21 protein-coding genes and 4 tRNA genes are annotated in these 22,681 nt (G+C 66.7%); 24 read left to right on the top strand and 1 reads right to left on the bottom strand.

Features of this window, described 5'->3' with window-relative positions; translation table 11 throughout:
• The first annotated feature begins 17 nt into the window (after positions 1-17).
• The 16 genes from JJB11_RS04730 (at position 18) to JJB11_RS04655 (ending at position 17,871) form a co-directional block, all read left to right on the top strand.
• The gene (locus JJB11_RS04730; RefSeq protein ID WP_201166724.1) at positions 18-1,175 is read left to right on the top strand and encodes a zinc-binding metallopeptidase family protein; all 1,158 of its coding nucleotides are present in this window, start codon (positions 18-20) and stop codon (positions 1,173-1,175) included.
• Positions 1,176-1,203: 28 nt separating this feature from the next.
• Positions 1,204-3,843, top strand: a complete 2,640-nt coding sequence (pepN, locus tag JJB11_RS04725) for an aminopeptidase N (RefSeq protein ID WP_201166723.1) — start codon at positions 1,204-1,206, stop codon at positions 3,841-3,843.
• Positions 3,844-3,858: 15 nt separating this feature from the next.
• The gene (glsA, locus tag JJB11_RS04720; RefSeq protein WP_201166722.1) at positions 3,859-4,860 is read left to right on the top strand and encodes a glutaminase A; all 1,002 of its coding nucleotides are present in this window, start codon (positions 3,859-3,861) and stop codon (positions 4,858-4,860) included.
• A 254-nt stretch (positions 4,861-5,114) separates the two neighbouring features.
• The gene (trpE, locus tag JJB11_RS04715; protein ID WP_201166721.1) at positions 5,115-6,635 is read left to right on the top strand and encodes an anthranilate synthase component I; all 1,521 of its coding nucleotides are present in this window, start codon (positions 5,115-5,117) and stop codon (positions 6,633-6,635) included.
• 72 nt (positions 6,636-6,707) lie between these two features.
• Positions 6,708-7,085, top strand: a complete 378-nt coding sequence (locus JJB11_RS04710) for a GxxExxY protein (RefSeq protein WP_201166720.1) — start codon at positions 6,708-6,710, stop codon at positions 7,083-7,085.
• Between the two features lie 94 nt (positions 7,086-7,179).
• Positions 7,180-7,752 carry an anthranilate synthase component II gene (locus JJB11_RS04705; protein WP_201166719.1) on the top strand — a complete coding sequence of 191 codons (573 nt, stop codon included), beginning with the start codon at positions 7,180-7,182 and terminating at the stop codon, positions 7,750-7,752.
• Positions 7,749-8,792, top strand: coding sequence for a low-specificity L-threonine aldolase (ltaE, locus tag JJB11_RS04700; RefSeq protein WP_201166718.1), 1,044 nt, complete (start codon positions 7,749-7,751; stop codon positions 8,790-8,792). Before JJB11_RS04705 ends, ltaE begins: the two co-directional genes overlap by 4 nt.
• A 10-nt stretch (positions 8,793-8,802) precedes the next feature.
• Positions 8,803-9,492, top strand: coding sequence for a LysE family translocator (locus tag JJB11_RS04695; protein ID WP_201166717.1), 690 nt, complete (start codon positions 8,803-8,805; stop codon positions 9,490-9,492).
• A gap of 19 nt (positions 9,493-9,511) precedes the next feature.
• Entirely contained in the window at positions 9,512-10,540 is a 1,029-nt protein-coding gene (gene trpD, locus JJB11_RS04690; protein WP_201166716.1) for an anthranilate phosphoribosyltransferase, read from the top strand.
• A 1-nt stretch (position 10,541) separates the two neighbouring features.
• Positions 10,542-11,330: an indole-3-glycerol phosphate synthase TrpC gene (gene trpC, locus JJB11_RS04685; RefSeq protein ID WP_201166715.1), complete on the top strand. Its 789-nt coding sequence runs from the start codon at positions 10,542-10,544 to the stop codon at positions 11,328-11,330.
• 1 nt (position 11,331) lies between these two features.
• Positions 11,332-12,084, top strand: a complete 753-nt coding sequence (locus tag JJB11_RS04680) for a uracil-DNA glycosylase (RefSeq protein ID WP_201166714.1) — start codon at positions 11,332-11,334, stop codon at positions 12,082-12,084.
• Between the two features lie 382 nt (positions 12,085-12,466).
• Positions 12,467-13,468, top strand: a complete 1,002-nt coding sequence (locus JJB11_RS26510; RefSeq protein ID WP_207189884.1) for a mannitol dehydrogenase family protein — start codon at positions 12,467-12,469, stop codon at positions 13,466-13,468.
• 65 nt (positions 13,469-13,533) lie between these two features.
• Positions 13,534-14,286 (top strand): inositol monophosphatase family protein, encoded by a 753-nt coding sequence (locus JJB11_RS04670; protein WP_201166712.1) that lies wholly within the window; start codon positions 13,534-13,536, stop codon positions 14,284-14,286.
• Complete coding sequence (locus tag JJB11_RS04665; protein ID WP_201166711.1) at positions 14,283-15,023, top strand: hypothetical protein; 741 nt, start codon at positions 14,283-14,285, stop codon at positions 15,021-15,023. The genes JJB11_RS04670 and JJB11_RS04665 overlap by 4 nt, the downstream gene beginning before the upstream one ends.
• Positions 15,020-16,804 (top strand): thiamine pyrophosphate-dependent enzyme, encoded by a 1,785-nt coding sequence (locus JJB11_RS04660; protein WP_201166710.1) that lies wholly within the window; start codon positions 15,020-15,022, stop codon positions 16,802-16,804. The genes JJB11_RS04665 and JJB11_RS04660 overlap by 4 nt, the downstream gene beginning before the upstream one ends.
• An 11-nt stretch (positions 16,805-16,815) precedes the next feature.
• Positions 16,816-17,871, top strand: a complete 1,056-nt coding sequence (locus JJB11_RS04655; RefSeq protein WP_201166709.1) for an NAD-dependent epimerase/dehydratase family protein — start codon at positions 16,816-16,818, stop codon at positions 17,869-17,871.
• On the opposite strand, the gene JJB11_RS04650 is transcribed toward JJB11_RS04655, so the two are convergent.
• The gene (locus tag JJB11_RS04650) at positions 17,868-18,992 is read right to left on the bottom strand and encodes a patatin-like phospholipase family protein (RefSeq protein ID WP_340643130.1); all 1,125 of its coding nucleotides are present in this window, start codon (positions 18,990-18,992) and stop codon (positions 17,868-17,870) included. The two genes, JJB11_RS04655 and JJB11_RS04650, sit on opposite strands and share 4 nt — an antisense overlap.
• A gap of 174 nt (positions 18,993-19,166) precedes the next feature.
• Here JJB11_RS04650 and JJB11_RS04645 point away from each other — a divergent pair.
• From JJB11_RS04645 to rplK, 8 genes are all read left to right on the top strand, one after another.
• Positions 19,167-19,252 (top strand) — tRNA-Tyr (locus JJB11_RS04645).
• Between the two features lie 111 nt (positions 19,253-19,363).
• Positions 19,364-19,437, top strand: a tRNA-Gly gene (locus JJB11_RS04640).
• 36 nt (positions 19,438-19,473) lie between these two features.
• Positions 19,474-19,548 (top strand) — tRNA-Thr (locus JJB11_RS04635).
• 72 nt (positions 19,549-19,620) lie between these two features.
• On the top strand, positions 19,621-20,811 hold the full coding sequence (gene tuf, locus JJB11_RS04630) for an elongation factor Tu (protein ID WP_201166707.1): 1,191 nt from the start codon (positions 19,621-19,623) through the stop codon (positions 20,809-20,811).
• A gap of 107 nt (positions 20,812-20,918) precedes the next feature.
• Positions 20,919-20,994: transfer RNA gene (locus JJB11_RS04625), tRNA-Trp, on the top strand.
• Positions 20,995-21,087: 93 nt separating this feature from the next.
• Positions 21,088-21,471: a preprotein translocase subunit SecE gene (gene secE / locus JJB11_RS04620; RefSeq protein ID WP_201166706.1), complete on the top strand. Its 384-nt coding sequence runs from the start codon at positions 21,088-21,090 to the stop codon at positions 21,469-21,471.
• Positions 21,471-22,079 (top strand): transcription termination/antitermination protein NusG, encoded by a 609-nt coding sequence (gene nusG, locus JJB11_RS04615; RefSeq protein ID WP_201166705.1) that lies wholly within the window; start codon positions 21,471-21,473, stop codon positions 22,077-22,079. The genes secE and nusG overlap by 1 nt, the downstream gene beginning before the upstream one ends.
• 169 nt (positions 22,080-22,248) lie before the next feature.
• A complete protein-coding gene (gene rplK, locus JJB11_RS04610) occupies positions 22,249-22,680 on the top strand; it encodes a 50S ribosomal protein L11 (RefSeq protein WP_201166704.1) in 432 nt (143 codons plus the stop codon).
• The last annotated feature ends 1 nt before the right edge of the window (position 22,681 follow it).

The following is a 22,681-nucleotide window of genomic DNA, read 5'->3' as shown; positions in this document are numbered from 1 at the left end:
CCATTGGGAAGCCGACGATGCAAGACCTCCTCCAGAGCCTGGGCAACGAGCTCGAGGCGCAGCGCGCCGACACCCGCGCCCGGGCGAAACGCCTGTCGCGTTCGTACAAGTGTCGTTGCGGGGCGCAGCTGTTCTTCCGTAATACCAAGTGCCTCACTTGCGATGCGCAGCTGGGTTACCTGCCGGACGACGGTCGGCTCGTCGCGCTGCAACCGGGCCCGCGCCCCGGCACCTGGCTGGCCCCCGGACGCAGCGATGTCCTGAAGTTCTGCGCCAACCGCAATTCGCCGGCGGCCTGCAACTGGATGATGTACGCCGCCAACCCGGCCGAGCACTGCATCGCCTGCCGGCTGAACCGGACGATTCCGAGTCTCGACGACGCGGACAACGCACGCTACTGGTCGGCCATCGAAATTGCCAAGCGCCGGCTGGTGTCGCAGCTGCTGGCGCTCGGGCTGCCGGTGCGCTCGAAGGTGCAGGAGGATCCGGAGCAAGGCCTCATGTTCGACTTCCTGCGCTCGCCGCCCGGGGGGCCGCAGGTGATGACGGGCCACGCGAACGGGCTCATCACGCTGAACGTGGAGGAGGCGGACGACGCCAAGCGCGAAAAGATGCGCCACGCCATGCGCGAGCCGTATCGCACGCTGCTGGGTCACTTCCGGCACGAGGTCGGCCACTACTACTGGGACCGCCTGATCTGGAACACCAAGTGGCTGGAGCCCTTCCGGCAGCTGTTCGGCGATGAGCGCGCCAGCTACGCCGAGGCGCTGAAGCGCAATTACGAGCAAGGGCCGCCGGCGGACTGGGCCAGGTCGTACATCAGCTCCTACGCCACGATGCATCCCTGGGAGGATTGGGCCGAGAGCTGGGCGCATTACATGCACGTGGTCGACAGCCTGGCGACGGCGATGGGCTTCGGGCTGGACGCCGAGGACATCGAGGCGGACATCGTTCCGTTCGGCCGCGACGCGCTGTACGCGCCGGACGATCCCAATGCCTCGCGCTTCCTGGAGCTCCTCAACGGCTGGACCGAAATCATGGTGGTCTGCAACGAGCTGGCACGCAGCATGGGGCAGCCCGATTTCTATCCCTTCGTGATGTCCAAGCCCGCGGTGGCCAAGCTGCAGTTCGTGCAGATGGTGGTCTTCCAGTCCCGCGCCGAAGCGCGGCTCTGATCTTCTTCCCGACTCCCAGGAACGTTCCATGAATGCCGCCGCCACCACGGTCCGTCTCGCGGACTACCGGCGTCCCGCCTTCCTGATCCCGGAGGTGGTGCTCGACATCGACCTGCAGTCGGAAGACGAGGCGCGCGTCGCCGCCACCCTGTCCGTGCAGCGCAATCCGGACGGCGCGTCGTCCTCCTCGCTGGTGCTGGACCTCGACGAGGTCAGTGTCGAATCCGTCGCCATCGACGGCAAGCTGCTGCCGCCGGAGCGCTGGCAGGCCGATGGGCGCTACCTGACCGTGCAGGACGTGCCCGCGAGCTTCCGTCTCGACACGGTCAGCCGCATCCACCCGCGGCAGAACACCAAGCTGATGGGGATCTACACCTCCAGCACCGGCTTCTTCAGCCTGTGCGAGGCGGAGGGCTTCCGGCGCATCACGCCCTTCCTCGACCGCCCCGATGTGATGGCGCGGTACACCGTCACCCTGCATGCCGACCGCGAGCGCTACCCGGTGCTGCTGGCCAACGGCAACTGCGTCGCGCAGGGGGAGGAGGGCGGTGCCCGCCACTGGGCGCGCTGGGTCGACCCGTTTCCGAAGCCGTCGTACCTGTTCGCCGTCGTCGCCGCGCGCCTCGACCGCAGCCAGGACAGCTTCCGCACGCGCTCGGGCCGCAACGTGCTGCTGCAGTTCTTCGTCGAGCCCGGCAAGCTGGACCAGGGCGTGTTCGCGCTGGAGTCCCTCAAGCACGCCATGAAGTGGGACGAGGACACCTACGGGCTGGAAGTGGACCTGGACGAATACAACATCGTGGCCGTCGGCGACTTCAACGCGGGGGCGATGGAGAACAAGGGCCTGAACATCTTCAACACGAAGCTTGTGCTCGCGCGGTCGGACATCTCCACGGACTGGGACTTCAACTTCATCGACCGCACCGTCGCGCACGAGTACTTCCACAACTGGACCGGCAACCGCGTGACCTGCCGCGACTGGTTCCAGCTGGCGCTGAAGGAAGGCCTGACGGTGTTCCGCGAGCAGCAGTACGCGGGCGACCGCTATTCGCGGGCCGTGGCGCGGATCCAGGCCGTGCGCAACCTGCGCACGGGCCAGTTCCCCGAGGACGCCGGGCCGATGGCGCACCCGGTGCGCCCCAGCGCGTACCAGCAGGTGAGCAACTTCTACACCTCCACGGTCTACCAGAAGGGCGCGGAGCTGGTGCGCATGATGCACACGCTGGTCGGCCCTGCGAAGTTCCGCCAGGCGATGGACCTGTACTTCCGCGAGCACGATGGGCAGGCGGTGACGACCGACGCGCTGGTGGCGGCCGTGGAGGAAGCAAGCGGCGAGGATCTGTCGCAGTTCCGGCTCTGGTACGAGCAGTCCGGCACCGCGCGCCTGAGCGTGCGGGACCAGTACGACGAAACGAGCCAGACCTACGTGCTGACGGTCACGCAAAGCTGTCCTCCCACCCCAGGACAGCCCACCAAGAAGCCCATGCACATGCCCTTGACGGTGGGCCTGCTCACGCCGGACGGACGCGAGCTGCCCCTGCGTCTCGAGGGCGAGAAGACCGGACGCGGCGGCAGCGCCGTGCTGTCTCTGCGCCAGGAAACGGAGGTGTTCCGCTTCATCGATGTGCCGGTGCCCCCGGTGCCTTCGCTGGGACGCAACTTCTCCGCGCCGGTCATCATCGGGTATCCGTACGACGACCAGGCGCTGCAGCTGCTCCTCGGCTACGACAGCGATGCGTTCAACCGCTGGGAAGCGGGCCAGCGCCTGGCGATGGACTTGCTGTTGCGCGGCGTCGCCGACCGGCGGGCGGGCCGGCCCGTGCAGTTCCCGGACTACCTGGCCGAGGCCTTCGGCCGCGTGCTGGCCGACGCGCAGAAGGATCCGGCGTTCGCGGCCGAAGCCTTGACGCTGCCGGCCGAGATCATCATCGCCGAGCGGCTGGAGGAAATCGATCCGCAAGCCGTGCACGAGGTGCGCTTCGCAATGCGCCGCTTCCTCGCCGAGCGATTGCACGGCGCGTTCCGCAGCGCGTACGACCTCTTCGCCACGCCGGGCCCGTACAGCCCCGATGCGGAGTCCAGCGGCCGGCGGGCGCTGCGCAACCTGTGCCTCGCCTTCCTGATGGACCTGGGCGAAGCGGAGACCCGCAGCCTGTGCGTCGCGCAACTCGCGGGCGCGACCAACATGACCGACGCGATGGCGGCACTCGCCGCGCTGGCGAGCTGCGACTGCCCCGAGCGCCGCCCGGCGCTCGACGGCTTCTACGCCAAGTGGAAGGACGAGCCGCTGGTGGTGGACAAGTGGCTGTCGACCGAAGCGCTGTCGCGGCTGCCCGGCACCGTCGCCCGCGTGCGCGAGCTGAGCCGGCATCCGGCCTTCACGCTGAAGAACCCCAACAAGGTGTATGCGCTGGTGGGCAGCTTCGGCGTCAACCAGGTGAACTTCCATGCGGCGGACGGCTCCGGCTACGCGCTGATGGTGGAGCTCGCCCTCGCCCTCGACCCGATCAACCCGCAGGTCGCTTCGCGCATGGTGCGCAACCTGGAGCGCTACAAGCGGTACGAGCCGGCACGCCGGGAGCTGATGCGCGCGGCGCTGCAAACCATCGCCGCGCATCCCGGCCTGTCGCGCGAAACCGGCGAGGTCGTGGGCAAGGCGCTCGCCTGAGCGAGGAAGGACCCCATGAGCAAGCCCGCCCCGCCCGGCGCCCCCGGCTTCGTCTCCACCGGCTCGCTGCCCTCGCGTGACGATGTCCGCGCGATCATCGAGACCGCCTACGCACGCTTCCGCGAGGAGCGCAGCGGCACCGTCGCCGACTACATCCCCGTGCTCGCCGAAGCGGACCCCGCGGCCTTCGGCATCTGCGTGGCGAACACGCAGGGCGATGCGTTCGCGCTGGGCGACGCGGACGGGACGTTCTCGATCCAGAGCGTGTCCAAGCCCTTCGTCTTCGCGCTGGTGTGCGATGCACTCGGCGCCGAGGAGGCAGCGCGCCGCCTGGGCGTGGATGCGACCGGGCTGCCCTTCAACTCCATCATGGCGGTGGAACTGCGGGCCGACCGCACCACCAACCCGATGGTGAACTCCGGCGCCATCGCGACCACCAGCCTGGTCGGCGGCGCGAACGCCGAGGAGCGCTGGCAGCGCGTGCGCGACGGCCTTTCCCGCTTCGCGGGACGCACGCTCACGATGGACGAGCGCGTGTACCGCTCCGAAGCGGACCACAACCAGCGCAACGCGGGGCTCGCCCACCTGCTGCGCGGCTACGGCCGCGTCTACTGCGACCCCGACGAGGCGATCGACGTCTACACGCGCCAGTGTTCGCTGCTGGTGACCGCGCGCGACCTGGCGGTCATGGGCGCCACGCTCGCCGGCGGCGGCGTCAACCCGGCGACCGGCGAGCAGGTGATCGCGCCGGACACCTGCCGGCGCGTGCTGGCCGTGATGGCTACCGCGGGGCTGTACGAGCGCTCGGGGTCCTGGTTGTTCGACGTGGGCCTGCCGGGCAAGAGCGGCGTGAGCGGCGGCATCGTCACGGTCTCGCCCGGCAAGGGCGCGGTCGCGACGTGGTCGCCGCCCCTGGACGCGGCGGGCAACAGCGTGCGCGGGCAACTGGTCACGCGCTTCCTATCCGAAGCCCTGGGCCTGAACCTCTTCGTCTCCGCTCCCGCGCGCCGTTCGTAGCGGCGACCGGACGGTGCCGCGCCGCGCAGCCCCCGGTGGGCCTGCGCAGCGCCGGCCTTTGCTACACTGGCCCCATGTTCATCCACCGCACCATGATTGCAGGTTGCAGCGACCGGGGAGCCTGGCCCTGGCGCAAGCCTGTTCAAGTGCGACACTGACCGCACGGGGCAGCCCGTGCCCCGCGCCTCCGGCTCCCGGAGGCATGTCCCGGATCCCGCGGCGCGCGACGCCGCCGAGCTTGTGGAGGCTCACCCTTGATCACCGAACTCGAATTCAAGAGCCTTGCGTTGCAGGGCCACAACCGCATTCCCCTCATCGCCGAGGCGTTCGCGGACCTCGAGACCCCGTTGTCCCTGTACCTGAAGCTGGCGCACGCCAAGGGCGGCGGCAAGCTCAGCTTCCTGCTCGAATCCGTGGTGGGCGGCGAGCGCTTCGGGCGCTACAGCTTCATCGGCCTGCCTGCGCGCACCTTCCTGCGCGCGAGCGGCTTCGGCGCCGACGCGCGCACGGAAGTGGTCACCGATGGCCAGGTCGTGGAGACGGCCAGGGGCAACCCGCTGGACTTCGTGGCCGACTACCAGAAGCGCTTCAAGGTGGCGCTGCGCCCGGGGCTGCCGCGCTTCTGCGGCGGACTGGCCGGCTACTTCGGCTACGACACGGTGCGCTACATCGAGAAGAAGCTGGAGCACAGCTGCCCGCCCGACACGCTCGGCACGCCCGACATCCTGCTGCTGCAATGCGAGGACCTGGCCGTCATCGACAACCTCTCGGGCAAGCTGTACCTGATCGTGTACGTGGATCCGGGCAAGTCCGAGGCCTACGCGAACGGCAAGCGGCGCCTGCGCGAGCTGAAGGAGCAGTTGAAGTACTCGGTGAGCGCGCCGGTGGTCAAGCAGACCGAGACCTTCCCGGCGGAACGCGAGTTCGCGAAGGCCGATTACCTGAAGGCGGTGGAGCGCGCCAAGGAGCTGATCGAGGCGGGTGACTTCATGCAGGTGCAGGTGGGCCAGCGCATCAAGAAGCGCTACACCGAGTCGCCGCTGTCGCTGTACCGCGCGCTGCGTTCGCTGAACCCCAGCCCGTACATGTATTTCTACAACTTCACCGGCGCGACCGAGGACGGCCGCGACTTCCACGTGGTCGGCGCCTCGCCGGAGATCCTGGTGCGCCAGGAGCAGACGCCGGAAGGCCAGAAGGTGACCATCCGCCCGCTCGCCGGCACCCGCCCGCGCGGCGCGACGCCCGAGGTGGACAAGGCGGTGGAGCACGAACTGGTGAACGACGCCAAGGAGCGGGCCGAGCACGTGATGCTGATCGACCTGGCGCGCAACGACATCGGGCGCATTGCGAAGACCGGCTCCGTGAAGGTCACCGAAGCGTTCGCGGTGGAGCGCTACAGCCACGTGATGCACATCGTGAGCAACGTGGAAGGCCTGCTCAAGGACGGCATGACCAGCATGGACGTGCTGAAGGCGACCTTCCCCGCGGGCACGCTCACCGGCGCGCCGAAGGTGCATGCAATGGAGCTGATCGACCAACTCGAGCCCGTCAAGCGCGGCATCTATGGCGGCGCCTGCGGCTACCTGAGTTACGCCGGCGACATGGACGTGGCGATCGCCATCCGCACGGGCATCATCAAGGACCAGACGCTCTACGTGCAGGCAGCCGCCGGCGTGGTCGCCGACTCGGTGCCGGAACTGGAATGGAAGGAAACCGAAGCGAAGGCGCGTGCGCTGATGCGGGCGAGCGAGCTCGTCGAGGAGGGGCTGGAATGAACGGCGTGACTGTATCCGGCAAGAAGAAGGCAGAGGACGCAAAGGCTACGCAGAGGACGCAGAGGAACAGCCGTGGAAGAGAATGATTTTTCTCGCGAAATCATCGGCGCGGCCGTCGAGGTACAGCGCGTGCTCGGCACGGGTTTGCTCGAAAGCGCTTACTGCGCCGCTCTGGCGATCGAGTTCTCCGAGCGCAACTTGCACTTTGCGCAGGAGGTGCCGATCAGCGGGCAGTACAAGGGCAAAACCCTGGGCGTCGCCTACCGGGCTGATTTCATCGTGGAGGGTTCCGTGATCGTTGAAATCAAGGCGATCGAGACCACCACGGAGGTTCACCGCGCCCAGATGCTCTCTTATCTGCGACTGACAGGCCTGAAGCTCGGTCTGTTGATCAACTTCCATGAGTTCCCTGTCTCGAAGAACGTCAGCCGGCTGGTGAACAGGCTATGAACACCATCTTCTTCCTCTGCGTCCTCTGCGTAACCTTTGCGCACTCTGCGTTCTTGTTGCTGGTGATGCAGCGAACTTCCGGGAGCGAACGAGCATGAAACTCCTCATGGTCGACAACTACGACAGCTTCACCTTCAACCTGGTGCAGTACTTCGGCGAGTTGGGTGCGGACGTCGAGGTTTACCGCAATGACGAGATCACCATCGGCGACATCGAGGCGAAGAAGCCCGATCGCCTCGTCATCTCCCCGGGGCCGTGCTCGCCCGCCGAAGCCGGCATCTCGGTCGAAGCCATCCGCCATTTCGCCGGCAAGCTGCCCATTCTCGGCGTGTGCCTCGGACACCAGTCCATCGGCGCGGCGTTCGGCGGGAAGATCATTCGCGCACAACAGCTGATGCACGGCAAGACCAGCGAGATCACGACGACGCGTGAGGGCGTGTTCGCGGGGCTCCCCGAACACTTCACGGTGAACCGCTACCACTCGCTCGCGATCGAGCGCGAGACCTGTCCGGCCGACCTGAAGGTCACCGCGTGGACGGACGACGGCGAGATCATGGGCGTGCGCCACAAGACCTTGCCCGTGCAAGGCGTCCAGTTCCATCCGGAATCGATCCTTACCGAGCACGGCCACGCGATGCTGAAGAACTTCCTGGAGCAGCGCGCATGAACACTGTCGATCTCCGCAGCGATACCGTCACGCAACCGACCGCGGCCATGAAGGCTGCCATGATGGAGGCGCCGCTCGGCGACGACGTGTTCGCGGACGATCCGAGCGTCAATGCGCTGCAGGAGAAGATCGCAGGCATGCTGGGCTTCGACGCGGCGCTGTTCGTGCCGACCGGCACGCAGAGCAACCTGTGCGGCGTGCTCGCGCACTGCCAGCGCGGCGACGAGTACATCGTGGGCCAGATGCAGCACTGCTATCGCTGGGAAGGCGGCGGCGCCGCCGTGTTCGGCAGCGTGCAGCCGCAGCCGCTCGAGCACCAGCCCGATGGTTCGCTCGCGCTCGCCGACATCGAGGCCGCGATCAAGCCGGACGATGCGCACTTCGCGCGCACGCGGCTGCTCGCGCTGGAGAACACCCTGGGCGGCAAGGTGCTGCCGCTGGCCTACCTGCAGCAGGCCACGGCGCTCGCGCGCGCGAAGGGGCTGGCCACGCATCTCGACGGCGCCCGTCTCTTCAACGCCGCGGTGGCGCAGGCCAAGGCGAACGGCAGTGACGCGCGCACGGAAGCGCGCCGCATCGCGGGCCTGTTCGACAGCGTTTCCGTTTGCTTCAGCAAGGGGCTCGGCGCCCCGGTCGGCTCCGCCTTGTGCGGCTCGAAGGAACTGATCGCCCGCGCCCGCCGCATTCGCAAGATGGCGGGCGGCGGCATGCGGCAGTCGGGCCTGCTCGCCGCGGCGTGCAGCTATGCGCTGGACCACCACGTGGACCGCCTGGCCGAAGACCACGCGCTGGCGCGCCGCCTGGCCGAGGGCCTGTGCGACATTCCGGGCGTGCAGTGCGAAGCCCCCGACACCAACATCCTGTTCGTGGACCTGGCGGGGCCCGCGCGCGAACGCTCCGCCGGCTTCATCCAGCATCTGGCGCAGCAGGGCATCCTGGCCACGGGGCTCTACCGCCTGCGCTTCGTCACGCACCTGGACGTGGACGCGGCCGGCGTCGACCGGGCGGTTCGCGTCATTCGCGAGTGGTTCCGCGCCTGAAGGAGCGGCGATGCCGGACACGCAACACCTGCTCCTGTTCATCGCGGCGGGCCTGCTGCTCAATCTCACGCCCGGCCCCGACGTCCTCTATATCGTGAGCAATGCGCTGCGCCACGGCGCGCGCACGGGCGTCGTCGCCGCGCTGGGGATCAACGCGGGTTGCTTCGTGCACATCGCCGCTGCGGCCGCGGGCGTGAGCGCGCTGCTGGCGGCGTCGGCGACCGCGTTCGCGGTGCTGAAATGGGCGGGGGCGGCGTACCTGTTGTGGGTGGGGGTGAAGTTGCTGGGCACGCGGGCGGGGGCGGCAAGCTGGGGTTCGCCTGAAGGCTCACCACCAGCCTACGGTTCTCGTGACGACTCAGGCTCCGAAGCAACGGATGGACGTTCGAGCCTGTGGGCGGTCTTCCGCGGCGGCTTCCTGACCAATGCGCTCAACCCCAAGGTCGCCATCTTCTTCCTGGCCTTCGTGCCGCAGTTCATCGCGCCGGACACCGAGCACAAGGCTTTCGCCTTCGTGCTGCTGGGCACCTTGTTCAATATCGACAGCGTCGCCGTCAACGCCGGCTGGGCACTGGCCGCAGCCTGGATGGCCCGCCACCGCGCCGTGCAGGGCGGCATGCACTGGCTGGACCGCGCCGCCGGCGCGATGTTCGTCGCGTTCGGACTGCGCCTCGCCTTGTCCGACAATCCTTCCCGCTAGAACCGCCGAGGAGCCATCCATGATCACCCCCCAGGAAGCGCTGCAGCGCACGATCGAGCACCGCGAGATCTTCCACGACGAGATGCTCAAGATCATGCGGCTGATCATGAGCGGCGAGCTCTCGCCGGTGATGACGGCCGCCATCGTGACCGGCCTGCGCGTGAAGAAGGAAACCATCGGCGAGATCACGGCCGCCGCGCAGGTGATGCGCGAGTTCTCCACCAAGGTGAACGTCGCCGACAAGACGCACCTGGTGGACATCGTGGGCACGGGCGGCGACGGCTCGCACACCTTCAACATCTCGACCTGCTCGATGTTCGTGGCGGCGGCTGCCGGCGCGAAGGTGAGCAAGCACGGCGGCCGCAGCGTCTCCAGCAAGAGCGGCAGCGCCGACGTGATGGAGACGCTGGGCGTCAGCCTGAATCTCTCGCCCGACGCCATCGCGAAGTGCATCGCGGAGACAGGCATCGGCTTCATGTTCGCGCCGAACCACCATCCGGCGATGAAGAACGTCGCGCCGGTGCGCAAGGAGATGGGCGTGCGCACCATCTTCAACATCCTCGGGCCGCTGACCAATCCGGCGAGCGCACCCAACATCCTGATGGGCGTGTTCCACCCGGACCTGGTGGGCATCCAGGTGCGCGCGCTGCAGCGCCTGGGCGCCGAGCACGCGCTGGTCGTGTACGGGCGCGACGGCATGGACGAAGTGAGCCTGGGCGCCGCGACGCTCGTGGGCGAGCTCAAGAACGGCGAGATCCGCGAGTACGAGATCCACCCCGAGGACTTCGGCATGCCGATGGCGAGCAATCGCTCGTTCAAGGTCGACACGCCGCAGGAGTCGCTCGCGCTGATGCGCCAGGTGCTGGACAACCAGCCGGGCGCCGCCCGCGACATCGTGGTCTTCAACGCTGGCGCCGCGCTCTATGCGGCCAATGTGGTCGCCGACATCCGCGAGGGCATCGCGCGCTCGCGGCAGGTGCTCGAGTCCGGTGCCGCCCGGGCGAAGCTGGACGAACTGGTGCGCGTGTCCAAGCGCCTGGCGGGCTGACATGAGCAACATCCTGGACCAGATCGTCGCCGTCAAGCGCGAGGAAGTCGCGGCGGCAAAGAAGAAGCGCTCGCTGGAGGCGATGCGCGAAGACGCGTTCAGCCGCGTGCTCACGCGCGACTTCGAAGGCGCCCTGCGCGCCAAGATCGCCGCAGGCCAGGCGGCGGTGATCGCGGAGGTGAAGAAGGCGAGCCCCAGCAAGGGTGTGCTGCGCGCCGACTTCATCCCGGCGGACATCGCGCAGAGTTACGCGGAGCACGGAGCGGCCTGCCTGTCGGTGCTGACGGACCGTCACTTCTTCCAGGGCGAGCCGGACTTCCTGAAGCAGGCGCGCGCGTCCTGCGACCTGCCGGTGCTGCGCAAGGATTTCATCGTCGACCCGTACCAGGTGTACGAGTCGCGCGTGCTGGGCGCCGACTGCATCCTGCTGATCGCCGCGTGCCTGGACGACGCGCAGATGGCGCAGCTGGAAGCGATCGCGCACAGCCTCGACATGGCGGTGCTGGTTGAGGTGCACGACGCGCAGGAGCTGCAGCGCGCGCTGAAGCTCAAGACGCGGCTCGTGGGCATCAACAACCGCGACCTGCGCACCTTCGAGGTGAGCCTGGACAACACGCTGGGCATGTTGAAGGACGTGCCGGCGGACCGGCTGCTGGTCACCGAGTCGGGCATCCTCACCCGCGAGGACGTGCAGCGCATGCGCGCAGCGGGCGTGCATGCCTTCCTGGTGGGCGAAGCCTTCATGCGCGCGGACGACCCGGGCGCCGCGCTCGCCGCGCTGTTCCACTGAGATGGCCGGGCGATCCCAAGCGGACCTGCCCTGGGCCGATTTGGAGCCCGGCGCCAGGCGGCGCCAGCTGCTGGAGTGGGTGCCCGAGGGCTGGCCGCTGGCCGAAGGCTGGCGCCCCGTCGTCGAGGACTTCCTGGCGAGCGAGGACGGACGCAGGCTCAGCGCCTTCCTGCGCGCCCGGCTCGACGCCGGCGCGGTGATCTATCCGCCGCATCCGCTGCGCGCGCTGGAACTCACGCCGCTGGCGTCCGTGCACGCCGTGGTCCTGGGGCAGGACCCGTATCACGGGCCAGGCCAGGCGGAAGGCCTCGCCTTCTCGGTAGCCGACGGCGTGAAGCATCCGCCGTCGCTGCGCAACATCTTCAAGGAGCTGGGCACACGGCCCGAATCGGGCTCGCTGATGCCTTGGGCGCGGTCCGGCGTGCTGCTGCTCAACGCAGTGCTGACGGTGGAGCAGGGCGAGCCCACCAGCCACGCGAAGAAGGGCTGGGAGGTGCTCACTGATCGCCTGCTGGCGCTGGTCGCTGCCACCGCCTCGCCCTGCGTCTACCTGCTGTGGGGTGCGCACGCGCAGGCCAAGGCGGACCTGATCCGCGCGCACGCCGCGCAGTACGGGCGCGAGATCCTGTTGCTGCAGACGAATCACCCGTCGCCCTTGTCCGCGGGGCGGCCGCCGGTGCCCTTCCTCGGCAGCGGATGCTTCCGGCAGGCGCGCGACTGGCTGGCCGAGCGGGGCATCCCGGGCGTGTTCTAGTCTTCGTGTGCAGAGACAGCTTGGATGATCGCGCGATGGGCCACCAGCGCCTGTGTGGGTGGGGTCCAGCTCTTCCAGTCGCTAGAATCGAGGCGCTCTCAAGGCGATGCGGCGCATCGACCCAGGCACCCGGCGGCCAGCATCGCTCCATCCCGTGGTCGGCTCTTGCCCGCCGCGCTCGACGGGCTGCCGGTGCTCGAGGCAGCGCCGCTTCTCGTCCGTCAGGCTTGCGTCCCTGCCCTGGCGGAGGAATCCTCAACTGCAAGGAAACGTTTACATGGCTCGAGCCCTCATTGTTGGAGGCGGCGCAATCGGCCGGGGCTTCGTCCCCTGGCTTCTCGATGGGTTTGAACTGGACATCCTGGACGCGTCGCCCGACCTGGTGAACGGCATCGCCGCGCGCGGCGGCTTCCATTCGTTCATGAGCGATGGTGAGAAGCTGCTGGAGAAATGGGTCCGGCCCCGGCGCATCGCCACGAATTTCGAACAGCTGCAGCCGCTGCAATACGACATCGCATTCGTTTCGGTCGGGCCCCGCAACGCAACGCGCTTGCCATCGGGCATCGAGAAGCTGCGCTGCCCGATCTTCAGCCTCGAGAACGATCCGATCACGGTGGACTGGATCAAGCAGGCGTATGGACTCGAGGCGGTCTACTTTGGCGTGCCCGACGTTATCACCTCCTCGACGGCGTCGCCGGACAACCTTGCGCGCGACCCGCACGCCCTCCACACCGAAAACGGCGTGATGTATCTCCAGCGTCCGCCCAAGCTGGATCCCGCGCTGGAGCAGCTGCTGCCGGCTGTCCACTGGCTGCCGGTGGAGCGCCTGAACCAGGAGTGGGATGCCAAGCTCTACATCCACAACACGCCGCATTGCATAGCGGCTTACCTGGGGCACATGGCTGGCTGCACCTACCTGCACGAAGCCCTGGCCAAGCCGGCGATCCGGCGCGCCATCGACGGCGTGATCGATGAATTGCTGTGCGCGCTCAAGATGGTAACGCCGTACGACCACCACTTCATCGAGTCCTATGCCATCAAGGAAGTGCGCCGGTTCTCCAACCGTCTGCTGTTCGACCCCGTGTCGCGCGTGGCCCGCGAGCCGCTGCGCAAACTCCATCCGTCCGGGCGGCTGATGGGGGCCTTGAGGCTGTTGCTGTCCACGGGCGTCAACGCGACCTACCTGATGGCCGGCATCGCCGCGGCGCTGTGCTACGCCGACACCAAGGACAGGGACTACGTCCAGCTCTCCGAACTCGAGGCATTCGGCGTCCCGGCCTTCCTCAAGTACCACCTTGGGCTGGACGGGCAGAGCATCGAGTCCGAATTCGTTGCCAGCCACTATTCCGAAGCGGTCGGCTTTCTCCGCAGGGAAATCGTATGAAGCTACTCAATCTCGCCGCCCGCGTCTGCCGTGCGTTCAGCACGAGCGGATCCCAGGAGACGCGCATGGTCCAGAAGGTCAAGGACAACCAGCTTCGCGATGTGGTCACGGAACTGGACATGAAGCTGCATGCTATCTCGCAACAGTTCGTCGCCGAGCGGCTCCCCGGATGCAGGCTGCTGTCCGAAGAGGGCAGGCATGAAGGCCTGGAGAGGGGCGCGCTCTCGGATGGCGAATGGCTGATCGTCGATCCCCTGGACGGCTCGAACAACCACGCGCTGGGAATGCCGAACTACGGCTACATGGCGGCACACCTGCGCAATGGCCGCCTCGACGGGGCTGTCGTCGTGCTTCCCGAACACGACCAGTACATCGTCCTGGAAGAGGCGCAAAGCCTCTACGCCAAGCCTTTGCCTCTGGTTGCCGCGAGCGAGCATGGGACCGTCTACTACGCCTACCCGCCCAAGCAGGATGCATCCGCGCGCAAGGCTCGCGGGGAATTGCTGGACCTGATCGACGCCAGCTCGGCCGGGATGTACCGGTATGGCTCCGCCTGCGCCGGGCTCTATCAACTGCTGTGCGGCCGGCACATGGCGTTCATCGGCCATGGCATCCGTCTCTGGGATGCCGTCGCATTCCTGCCGGTTCTGGCGTCCAGGCAGATCCCGGTCAAATACAGCATCCATGGGGGTTCCATCACCCTCGTGGCCGGCTCGCAAGCGAGCTTTCTCGAACGTGCGGCGCAAGTCCTGCAGGTGCAACAGGGCATGGTCTTGCGCAATTTCGACAATGGCAGCCTGAAGGCCGACGCAGCATGAACATCCCGCTTTTCCTCTTCTGCGGCGGACCCGCCTATGACGGCGAGGGACGACCCAAGCCGTTGATGAAGATTCGCGAAGGCCGCAGCCTGCTCGTGCATTTCCTGCTGTACCTGAAGCAGCATCGCGCGTCGTCGATGCCCGCCAGCGTGATCCTGCTGTGCGACGATGGCCAGGAGGCAGCGATCCAGGCCGCGCTGAACGGACTGTCCTACCCCGTGCCGATCCACATCCGCGCTTGCGGTCCGCGCGCGAATACGTTCGAGAAGTTCTCACGGGCGCTGGACGAAGCCGCCGACCGCAGGGCGCTGGTCCAGTTCGGTTACCCGGACATCTTCTCCTTCGATGAATTCTCCGAGCCTGCGCTGGGGGCGCTGGAGTCGGGTTCGTCGGTGCACATCAGCGCCGCCGCGCTGACCAGCCGGTTCCCCCGCCTCATCGTCGACATCTACAACAACAGGATCAAGGGCATCTCGAACTACACGAGCCCCGTTCCCGCGAATCCGCTTCATGTGTTCGGCGGGGACCTGTGGGGCCGTGTGGATCAACTGCGGGCGCTCGTCCAGGAGTTCCGGTCGCAGGCGGCAGCACCGTCGCCCAGCCTCGAATACGACTTCTTCTTCTGGCTGATCAACCACGACAAGATGAGCTGCGTCATGCTGCATGGCGAGCGCATGTGGATCGATTCCATTCGCGACGTCAACCAGTTGCTGGCAAGGATGGGCGACGCGCTGTGAAATACTCGAATCTGCTCGGGGAATGGCTGGTCGAGCTCGGCTATACGCACTGCTTCTTCGTGGCGGGCGGCGGCATCATGCACCTGCTGGATGGCTTCCGGAACCGGTTCGAATGCATTCCCGTTGTCCATGAGGTCACGGCCGGTATCTGCGCCGAGCACTTCAACCAGTGCGCCAGCGGGGGCCGGCGCGCCTTTGCGCTGGTGACGACGGGGCCGGGGCTGACCAACATCGTCACCGCCGTGGCTGGTTGCCATGTCGAACATCGGGAACTGCTGGTGGTGGCCGGCCAAGTGAAGTCGACCGACCTGCTGACGTATCCGCAGCGGCAGCGCGGCGTCCAGGAAGTGGATGGAAGTGCCATCTGCGCGCCGATTTCCGTGCGCAGCGAGTGCTTGCAGGCGCCGGTCCCGCGCGCGCATTTCCAGTCGCTGGTTCGCCTGGCCGAAGGTCCGCACCCCGGGCCGGTCGTCATCGAGGTCTGTCTTGACGTCCAGGGCGCCGCGGTCGACCCCGATGCGCTGCGCGAAGCACCAGGCCCGGCGGCTTCCAGCACGACGATTTCGCCCCGCGAAGAGGACATCGCCGGCATCAGAGAGCTGCTCAGTGGAGCGAGGCGCCCCTTGGTGCTGCTCGGCGGGTTGGTGAGCAGGGAGGCGGCCTGGAATGCCTTGCCGGTGTTCGAGCGCCTGGGCCTGCCCGTCGCCACCACCACGAGCGCCATCGACCGCGTGCCCACGGCTTCGCCGGTTTTCGCCGGACGACCCGGGACATGGGGCGGCCAGCGGGCCGCGAATCTGGTGCTGGCGCAGGCAGATGTCATCCTTGCTTTCGGTGCGCAGCTCGATCTTCAGCAGACGGGCTTCAACTACGGCGCGTATGCACCCAAGGCGCGACTGGTGCAGATCTTCCCCTCCCAGGCCGAGCTGGACCGCATCGGCCCGCCTGCACACGGCAAGGTCCTCGCGTCTCCCGACGCCGCGCTCGCTGCATTGCTTCCCGGGATGCAGTGGAAGGATGAAGAGGGCTGGGGCAAGTACGTGCGGGAGGTCAGGTCCCTGGTGCCTACCCTGGAGCCGGCCAATACGAGCGGACCGGGCTACATCAATTCATTCCGGTTCCTGAAGAACCTGTCGCGAGCGACGCGGGCAGCGGACGTGCTGGCCCTCTGTTCGAGCGGAGGCACCTTCACCGGCTCGCTGCAGAACTATGAAGTGGCCCCTGGGCAGCTGGCTACCACCAGTGCCGCCCACGCCAGCATGGGATACGGTCTGGCGACCGCCATCGGTGCGGCGTTTGCCGACCCTTCCCGGCGGGTCGTGATGACCGAGGGGGAAGGCGGGTTCTCCCAGAACCTGCAGGAACTGGCGATCATCAACCGCTTTTCGCTGCCCATCAAGATTTTCCTGCTCGAGAACCAGGGCTATGCGTCGATCCGTGCCACGCAGAAGAAGTTCTTCAACGGGGCCTACCTGGGCTGCGACCCGGAGACCGGGCTGGGCTTCCCCCATTGGGAGAAGCTGTTCGCTGCGTATGACATCCCGTGCCGGTTTCTGAGCGAAGAAGAAGCAGAGGAAGAGGCGCTGCGCAAGTTGCTGGACCAGCGCACGGGGCCGGAGGCATGGATGGTTCGCGTCGATCCGAACCAGCCGAATTGGCCTGCGGTGTCCACCGTGCTGTCGGCCGACGGCTCGCTGCAATCAAGTCCGCTGTACGACATGCTCCCCAAATTGCCGGATGAAGTGCTGGCCCGCGTCGGGCGTTACCTTCCGCGCGGCTGAAGGAGGAGCGCTTGAGCACGCTTCGCCCCCCGCAAATCGCCATTCTCGACGCCAGCATCGCAGCCGTTCTGCACCGCCTCGACCTGCAAGGCCTCGCTGGACAACGCCTTTTCATCACCGGCGGCACAGGGTTCTTCGGCCTCTGGCTGCTGAGTGCGCTGCGAGCGTTGAACGATGAAGGGGTTCCGGTGCAGGCCTGCGTGTTGTCGCGCGACCCGGACAAGTTTCTTTCGCGGCATCCGCAGTTTCGCGCCCAGCCCTGGCTGGACTTCGTGACTGGCAACGTCAGGGACTTCGCTCTTCCCGAGCGAAAGTTCGATCTGCTCCTGCACGCTGCCACCGAGACGTCGATGGCGGCCCATGCCGACCCCGTGAACATGTTCGACGACATCGTTCTCGGCACCCGTCGCGTGCTGCAGCTGGCCCGCTCATGTGGCGTGCGTCGCGCGTTGCTGGTCAGCTCGGGTGCGGTCTACGGGGCGCAGCCACCCCACCTGACCCATCAGCCCGACGACTCCCAGGCGGCATGCAACCCGTTGCTGCCAAGCAGCGCCTATGGGGAGGGCAAGCGCGTCATGGAATTGATGGGAGCCATGCTGCAACGGGAGACGGGCATCGAGTTCCTGGTTGCCCGGTGCTTCGCCTTCTGCGGACCCGGACTGCCTCTTGACGCGCACTTCGCCATCGGCAACTTCATTCGCGATGCGTTGTACGGCGAGCAGATCAACGTGCAGGGAGACGGATCACCGATGAGGTCTTACTTGTACGGCGCAGACCTGGCAGTCTGGTTGCTGTACATGCTCGTCAACGGCCGCGCGGGTGAGTCCTACAACGTCGGCAGTGATGAAGGCCTGAGCATCAAGGAGCTTGCGCTTCGGGTGCGCGACGTCCTGGCGCCTGGCAAGCGGGTGGCAGTGCTGCAGAACGCCGAGGCGGAACCATCGGTTCGCAACCGCTACGTGCCGGGCATCACGCGCGCGCGGGCCCTGGGCTGCGCGCCATGGACATCGCTGGATGAGTCCCTTGTGCTGTCTGCCCGGTACTGGCAAGACGGAGCAAGAACCTAGCTGCGCGACAGCCGCAGCAGGCGGGCCAGCCACGGACGCAAGGCGCGCCCCAGCGAGCGCGGCGCAGGCAGCGGCGGATAGGGCGGCGCCGCGCGCGTGTCATCCAGGTAGTCGCGGCGGATGTCCACCGTGCTGCGCACGCCGATCGCCTCGAAGTGCCGGCCCAGCCACTGCCTCCCGGCGCTGCGTCCGGCGTCGAACAGCTGGTTGATCATCACGCCGTCGGCCGAGCCGCGGCTGGAGGCCGGGAGGTCGTCCAGCGCCGCTCCTCCTTCGACCCGGTGCATGCGGACCCTCTTGCAGTGCGGATGGGACACGGCGCCTTCCGCCAGCAGCTGGTTGACGAAGTCGATCGCACGCATTTGCGTGAGCAGGCTCGCATTGAAGGTGAGCTCGTTGATGCGGTCCAGGATGTCCGCCGAGGTCTTCGGCGTCTGTTCGCGCGCGAGCGGGTTGATCTGCACCAGCAGCAGGTCGGCGGCGCTGCACTGCTGGATCAGGGGCGAGAGCGCCGGGTTCACCGAGTAGCCGCCGTCCCAGTAAGCCTCGCCGCCGATCTCCACCGCATGGAACAGCATCGGCAGGCAGGCCGATGCGAGGACCGCGCTGGCGTCGAGCTGGGGGCCGGTGAAGATCACGGCCTTGCCGGTGTTCACGTGCGTGGCGGAGACAAAGACCTTGATCTCGCGCTGCGCGGCGATGGCGGGGAAATCGATTTCCTCCCCCAGCATCGTGCGCAGCGGGTTGATGTCCAGCGGATTGCTCTGGTAGGGCGACAGCAGTCCCCGCCAGGCGTTGCCGATGATGTTGCCGGGCGACAGTTCCGGCGGCAGCCCGCCCCAGAGCATGCGCATGAACTGCTGCTGCAGGGTTCCGAGGCTGCCCATCGCGCTCACGCGGTACCAGATGCCGGCCAGCTTCTCTCGCGCCGCCTCCCGCGGGTCGCGGCCGGTGGCCAAGCCCCGGATCCAGCCGCTCGCCAGGGCGACGGCGTTCACCGCCCCCGCGCTGGTGCCGCTGAGTCCTTCGAATCCCACGCGGCCGTCTTCGAGCAGGGCGTCGAGCACGCCCCAGGTGAAGGCGCCGTGGGAGCCGCCGCCCTGCAGGGCCAAGTTCAACATGCGCATGCAGGCACGGTAGCAACATTCGTGCGGGAGCGCGTGACAGTCGTGCGGCGGCGTCAGAAGTGGGTCAGCCGTTGCGCAGGGCGCCGGGGCCTGCCGCTTCATGCGTTTCGGGTGGGACGGCGCGCCGGCCGCCTGTCCGGATCGTGCTATAGTCTGCGGTTCCTCGCCGGAGGGGTGCCCGAGTGGCTAAAGGGGGCAGACTGTAAATCTGTTGGCTTACGCCTACGTTGGTTCGAATCCAACCTCCTCCACCAGGCTGATCGAAAATTTCGAGAGGCTCGGCGAATGTGTCGGAAAGATGAGTTAGTGGCAGCAAAGGGCGCCTGCGTCAGACGTGCTGAGATGCCGTTGGAATGATTCCCGACGCGGGAGTAGTTCAATGGTAGAACCTTAGCCTTCCAAGCTAATGACGCGGGTTCGATTCCCGTCTCCCGCTCCACCAACCCATCGATTTCGGTACTGGCGACAAGATTTCGCCCTTGTGGCTCAGTGGTAGAGCACTCCCTTGGTAAGGGAGAGGTCGCGGGTCCGATTCCCGCCAAGGGCACCAGACACGCGCGGCGCGTTGCTGTTAGCGCCGCGTCCAGCGCAGTGATCGTTACTTTTTTCGGAGTCGAAAAAAATGGCAAAAGGTAAGTTCGAGCGGACCAAGCCGCACGTCAACGTGGGCACCATCGGCCACGTGGACCATGGCAAGACGACCCTGACGGCGGCGATCACCACCGTGCTGTCCAAGAAGTTCGGCGGCGAGGCGAAGGCCTACGACCAGATCGACGCAGCGCCCGAAGAGAAGGCCCGCGGCATCACGATCAACACCGCGCACGTCGAGTACGAGACGGCCAACCGCCACTACGCACACGTCGACTGCCCCGGCCACGCCGACTACGTGAAGAACATGATCACCGGCGCCGCCCAGATGGACGGCGCGGTGCTGGTGGTGTCCGCCGCCGACGGCCCGATGCCCCAGACGCGCGAGCACATCCTGCTGGCCCGCCAGGTGGGCGTGCCCTACATCATCGTGTTCCTGAACAAGTGCGACATGGTCGATGACGCCGAGCTGCTGGAACTGGTCGAGATGGAAGTGCGCGAGCTGCTGAGCAAGTACGACTTCCCCGGCGACGACACCCCGATCATCAAGGGGTCGGCCAAGCTGGCGCTCGAAGGCGACAAGGGCGAGCTGGGCGAGCAGGCCATCATGAAGCTGGCCGATGCGCTGGACACCTACATCCCGACGCCCGAGCGCGCGGTGGACGGTGCGTTCCTGATGCCGGTGGAAGACGTGTTCTCCATCTCCGGCCGTGGCACCGTGGTGACCGGCCGCGTGGAGCGTGGCGTGGTCAAGGTCGGCGAGGAAATCGAGATCGTGGGCCTGAAGCCGACGCTCAAGACCACCTGCACGGGCGTGGAGATGTTCCGCAAGCTGCTGGACCAGGGCCAGGCGGGCGACAACGTCGGTATCCTGCTGCGCGGCACCAAGCGCGAAGAAGTCGAGCGCGGCCAGGTGCTGTGCAAGCCCGGCTCCATCAAGCCGCACACGCACTTCACCGCCGAGGTGTACGTGCTGAGCAAGGACGAAGGCGGCCGCCACACGCCGTTCTTCAACAACTATCGCCCGCAGTTCTACTTCCGCACGACGGACGTGACCGGCGCGATCGAGTTGCCGAAGGACAAGGAAATGGTCATGCCTGGCGACAACGTGACGATCACGGTCAAGCTGATCGCCCCGATCGCCATGGAAGAAGGCCTGCGCTTCGCCATCCGTGAAGGCGGCAAGACCGTCGGCGCCGGCGTCGTTGCCAAGATCATGGAGTGAGTCCCGTGCCTCGGGGGCGGGCCAGCAGCGCAAGCGATGGCTCTGTCCTCGACATGGGTTAAGGGATTTGGCATAATGCCGGGTTCCCCGCCAATTCTGGATTCCGGAGGGGTATAGCTCAATTGGCAGAGCGTCGGTCTCCAAAACCGAAGGTTGTAGGTTCGATTCCTACTGCCCCTGCCACCTGAGTGGCACTCCGAACCAAGCCCGTCCCCAGTGACGGGCTTCAGTGTCTTGAAGGACACCTCGTTTTTTAGCAGGAAGCAGCCCGTTCCCATGGCCACGACCCAAGTTGAAACCGTCTCCACCGGCGCCGACAAGGCAAAGGTGGGCGCCGCCATTGCGCTGGTGATCGCCGCGCTTGCGGGCTTCTACCTCCTGGGCAGGCAGGGGCAGGTGGCCCAATGGGGCGTCCTGGTGGTGGGCCTCGTGGCCGCCGTCGCCGTGTTCTTCACATCGGATGCCGGCAAGCAGTTCGTGGCCTTCGGCCGCGACTCGGTCAAGGAAGTCAAGAAGGTCGTGTGGCCCTCGCGCAAGGAGGCCATCCAGATGACCGCCTACGTGTTCGGCTTCGTGATCGTGATGGCGCTCTTCCTGTGGGTGACCGACAAGACCCTCGAATGGGTGTTTTACGACCTGATCCTGGGGTGGAAGAAGTAATGAGCGAAATCGAGAACGCCGCCGCAGAAGGCCAGAAGCCGGAGATCCCCGGCGTTGCCGCCAAGGCCGCCAACCCCGACCTGAGGTGGTACGTGGTCCACGCCTACTCCGGCATGGAGAAGGCAGTGGAGCGCAACATCAAGGAGCGCATCAACCGCGCGGGCATGCAGCACATGTTCGGCGACATCCTGGTGCCCACCGAGGAAGTGGTCGAGATCAAGAACGGCCAGAAGCGCACCTCCGAGCGCCGCTTCTACCCCGGCTACGTGCTGGTGCAGATGGTCATGAACGACGACACCTGGCACCTGGTGAAGCACACCAACAAGGTGACCGGTTTCGTGGGCGGCGCGAAGAACCGTCCGGCCCCGATCAGCGACGAGGAAGTCGCCAAGATCATGGGCCAGATGGAAGAGGGCGTGGAAAAGCCGCGCCACAAGGTCGAATTCATCGTGGGCGAGTACGTGCGCGTCAAGGACGGCCCGTTCACCGACTTCAACGGCACCGTCGAGGAAGTCAACTACGAGAAGAGCAAGGTGCGCGTGTCGGTGACCATCTTCGGTCGTGCCACGCCGGTGGAACTGGAATTCAGCCAGGTCGAGAAGACCTGACGTTTTCGACGGACGGATCGATCGCCGGGCGGTGGTCTGTCCTCCCTGATCGGATCGCGCAGTCCGGCTCGGCGCGATTCGTAGGCTGGCGGTGAGCGAAGCGAACCCCAGCAAAGAGCCTCAACCCCGGGGAGCCGCAAGGCGCTAGCACCCGCAAGGAAAGCAAGTCATGGCAAAGAAGATTGTCGGCTTCATCAAGCTGCAAGTCCCGGCCGGCAAGGCGAACCCGTCGCCTCCGATCGGCCCCGCGCTCGGCCAGCGCGGCCTGAACATCATGGAGTTCTGCAAGGCGTTCAACGCCCAGACCCAGGGCGTCGAGCCCGGCCTGCCGCTGCCGGTGGTGATCACCGCGTTCGCGGACAAGAGCTTCACCTTCATCATCAAGACGCCGCCCGCGACCGTCCTGATCAAGAAGGCCGTGAAGATCGACAAGGGCTCCAAGGTCCCGAACAAGGACAAGGTCGGCAAGATCACCCGCGCGCAGCTGGAAGAGATCGCCAAGACCAAGCTGAAGGACATGAACGCTGCCAACGTGGATGCCGCCATCCGCACGCTGGCCGGTTCCGCCCGCTCCATGGGCATCACGGTGGAGGGCCTCTGAT

Source organism: Ramlibacter ginsenosidimutans (genome assembly GCF_016654015.1).
GTDB lineage: Bacteria > Pseudomonadota > Gammaproteobacteria > Burkholderiales > Burkholderiaceae_C > Ramlibacter > Ramlibacter ginsenosidimutans.
The sequence above is the reverse complement of the archived record's forward strand: the minus strand, read 5'-3'. Positions and strand labels throughout refer to the sequence as shown.

What these genes read in the sequence shown, in the direction of transcription:
- JJB11_RS04730 (WP_201166724.1), top strand. Translation starts at nt 18, where the DNA reads ATGCAAGACCTCCTCCAGAGCCTGGGCAACGAGCTCGAGGCGCAGCGC.
- pepN (WP_201166723.1), top strand. Translation starts at nt 1,204, where the DNA reads ATGAATGCCGCCGCCACCACGGTCCGTCTCGCGGACTACCGGCGTCCC.
- glsA (WP_201166722.1), top strand. Translation starts at nt 3,859, where the DNA reads ATGAGCAAGCCCGCCCCGCCCGGCGCCCCCGGCTTCGTCTCCACCGGC.
- JJB11_RS04705 (WP_201166719.1), top strand. Translation starts at nt 7,180, where the DNA reads ATGAAACTCCTCATGGTCGACAACTACGACAGCTTCACCTTCAACCTG.
- ltaE (WP_201166718.1), top strand. Translation starts at nt 7,749, where the DNA reads ATGAACACTGTCGATCTCCGCAGCGATACCGTCACGCAACCGACCGCG.
- JJB11_RS04695 (WP_201166717.1), top strand. Translation starts at nt 8,803, where the DNA reads ATGCCGGACACGCAACACCTGCTCCTGTTCATCGCGGCGGGCCTGCTG.
- trpD (WP_201166716.1), top strand. Translation starts at nt 9,512, where the DNA reads ATGATCACCCCCCAGGAAGCGCTGCAGCGCACGATCGAGCACCGCGAG.
- trpC (WP_201166715.1), top strand. Translation starts at nt 10,542, where the DNA reads ATGAGCAACATCCTGGACCAGATCGTCGCCGTCAAGCGCGAGGAAGTC.
- JJB11_RS04680 (WP_201166714.1), top strand. Translation starts at nt 11,332, where the DNA reads ATGGCCGGGCGATCCCAAGCGGACCTGCCCTGGGCCGATTTGGAGCCC.
- JJB11_RS04670 (WP_201166712.1), top strand. Translation starts at nt 13,534, where the DNA reads ATGGTCCAGAAGGTCAAGGACAACCAGCTTCGCGATGTGGTCACGGAA.
- JJB11_RS04665 (WP_201166711.1), top strand. Translation starts at nt 14,283, where the DNA reads ATGAACATCCCGCTTTTCCTCTTCTGCGGCGGACCCGCCTATGACGGC.
- JJB11_RS04650 (WP_340643130.1), bottom strand. Translation starts at nt 18,992, where the DNA reads ATGTTGAACTTGGCCCTGCAGGGCGGCGGCTCCCACGGCGCCTTCACC.
- tuf (WP_201166707.1), top strand. Translation starts at nt 19,621, where the DNA reads ATGGCAAAAGGTAAGTTCGAGCGGACCAAGCCGCACGTCAACGTGGGC.
- secE (WP_201166706.1), top strand. Translation starts at nt 21,088, where the DNA reads ATGGCCACGACCCAAGTTGAAACCGTCTCCACCGGCGCCGACAAGGCA.
- nusG (WP_201166705.1), top strand. Translation starts at nt 21,471, where the DNA reads ATGAGCGAAATCGAGAACGCCGCCGCAGAAGGCCAGAAGCCGGAGATC.
- rplK (WP_201166704.1), top strand. Translation starts at nt 22,249, where the DNA reads ATGGCAAAGAAGATTGTCGGCTTCATCAAGCTGCAAGTCCCGGCCGGC.